Genomic DNA, 2,011 nt, shown 5'->3' with positions numbered 1-2,011 from the left:
GAGCGGGCAGACGACGAGGCCGCGCTCACGCTGGCTTTCATAGTCCTCGCTGGAACCGAACCAGCCCTCGAACACGTGAGCGGCCGCTTCGCATTTGAGGTCGAAGACGATCACGGCGCGAGTTCCGGCTCCGGGACCGGCTTGCGGTGGCGGATCGCAGGAAGGCGCGAGCGCACCTCTTCCACTTGGCGCGGATCGATGTCGGCAAAGCCGAGTCCGGGCGCCGCACCCATGTCCAGCAGCACCTTGCCCCATGGATCAATCACAAGGGAATGGCCGTAAGTCTCGCGGCCGTCCTGATGGCGCCCCACCTGCGCCGCGGCGACGACGAACACCCCCGCCTCAATGGCTCTCGCGCGAACTAGGATGTGCCAGTGCGCAAGCCCCGTGGGCACGGTGAAGGCCGCAGGCACGCTGAGCAGGGTCGCCCCCGCTCCCGTAAGCGCCTGGTAAAGGCCCGAAAAGCGAAGGTCGTAGCAGATGCTCATGCCGAGACGTCCGGCGGGCGTATCGACCACCACCGCCTTCTCGCCCCCCGCATAGGAGGCGGACTCGCGCCAGCTCTCTCCGGTGGGGAGATCGACGTCGAACAGGTGCATCTTGTCGTAGCGGCCGCGGACCACGCCCTCACCGTCGATCACGAACCCGCGATTGACCAGGCGCCCATCGTCCCGCTCGCCCGCAAGTGCGAGGGAGCCGAGATGGACCCAGATACCGGATCGGCCCGCCGCCTGACGCACGGCCGCGAGCACGAGATCGTCACTTTCGCTGCAAAGCCGCGGCCTCGCCCGCTCCCGGTCGCGGTCCAGCAGGCCGCTCATTTCGGGCGTGAACAGCATCGCCGCGCCGCCCGCGGCAGCCGCTTCGACCGCTTCCACCAGCGTCCTGGCGTTCTCTTCCGGATCGATCCCGGTCTGCGCCTGGAAGAGCGCGATCCTCATTCAGGCGCTGAGCAACGCGTCGAGCTTGCCTCCGCGCTCGAGCGCCGCGAGATCATCGGAGCCGCCGATATGCTGCCCCTCGATGAAGATCTGGGGGACCGTCGTGCGACCGCCCGCGCGCTGAACCATCTCTTCGCGCTTGTCGCCGCCTGCGGAGATCTCGAATTCCTCGTACTGGACGCCCTTCTCGTCGAGGAGCCGCTTGGCGCGTGCGCAATAGGGGCAGAAGAATTTGGTGTAGATCTCGACGCGTGGCATCCGAAGCTCCAGTCTTGCGCAAGCGAAGTGTGGTCCGCCCGCTTCATTGTCAATCATCGCTGAGCGACAGAACACGCGCCCAGCAGATTATGTTCACCCGCGCCGCGCCCGCCCGCTTCAGCGCCTTCGCGCAGGCGTTCGCGGTCGCGCCGCTCGTATAGACATCGTCGACAAGCAGGATCGTTCGGCCGTCGATCGCCTTGCGTGCTGCATCGGGCACCCTGAAGGCTCCCCGCACCGCAAGCGCCCGCTCCCGCTTGCCAAGTCCCCTCAGCACCGGCGTTGCCTTCACCCGGCGGAGAAGATCGAGCTTCGCCTCATGCCCCGTGCGCCGGGCAAGGGCAGTCGCGACAAGCGCGGACTGGTTGTAGCCGCGCTTCCAGATCCTCCAGCGATGCAGCGGCACGGGCGCAAGGATCGCACCGGGCTCTTCAAGCGCGGCATGGCGCTGCATGAAGTGAGCAAGCGTTTCGGCAACGCCCGGCCTGCCGCTATATTTAAGCTTCAGCGCCACCTTCCGAGCCGTCTCGCCATAGGCAACTGCCGCCCGCAGCCGATCATAATGCGGCGGCGCGGCGAGGCATGATCCGCACTCCACATCCTTTCCGCCGTCATAGTCGAAGGGCAGTCCGCAACGCCCGCAGCAGGGCTCGCCGAGGAAGCGCAACTCATGCCAGCAGGCGAGGCAGAAACGGTGCTGTTCCGGAGTGACGGCGCCGCAGCCGGGGCAGCGCGGCGGAAGCGCGAAATCCACCGCCTGACGCGCCGCGGCGCGCGCGGCCTGGATCGCCATCTGCATGGCTCCACTTGTT

Annotated in this window: 4 protein-coding genes; all 4 read right to left on the bottom strand. The window is 67.2% G+C overall.

Going from position 1 to position 2,011, the window contains the following annotated elements; translation table 11 throughout:
- A partial coding sequence (locus VF662_RS14495; protein WP_464142517.1) for a DUF1178 family protein occupies window positions 1-114 on the bottom strand: 114 nt, incomplete at its 3' end.
- Window positions 111-941 carry a carbon-nitrogen hydrolase family protein gene (locus VF662_RS14490; protein WP_464142513.1) on the bottom strand — a complete coding sequence of 277 codons (831 nt, stop codon included), beginning with the start codon at window positions 939-941 and terminating at the stop codon, window positions 111-113. The genes VF662_RS14495 and VF662_RS14490, both read right to left, overlap by 4 nt.
- On the bottom strand, window positions 942-1,199 hold the full coding sequence (gene grxC / locus VF662_RS14485) for a glutaredoxin 3 (RefSeq protein ID WP_464142511.1): 258 nt from the start codon (window positions 1,197-1,199) through the stop codon (window positions 942-944).
- Between the two features lie 49 nt (window positions 1,200-1,248).
- Window positions 1,249-1,992, bottom strand: a complete 744-nt coding sequence (locus VF662_RS14480; RefSeq protein ID WP_464142515.1) for a double zinc ribbon domain-containing protein — start codon at window positions 1,990-1,992, stop codon at window positions 1,249-1,251.
- Between the last annotated feature and the right edge of the window lie 19 nt (window positions 1,993-2,011).

The organism is Allosphingosinicella sp. (assembly GCF_036387215.1).
Lineage (GTDB): Bacteria > Pseudomonadota > Alphaproteobacteria > Sphingomonadales > Sphingomonadaceae > Allosphingosinicella.
This window is presented reverse-complemented; position numbering and strand designations above follow the sequence as displayed.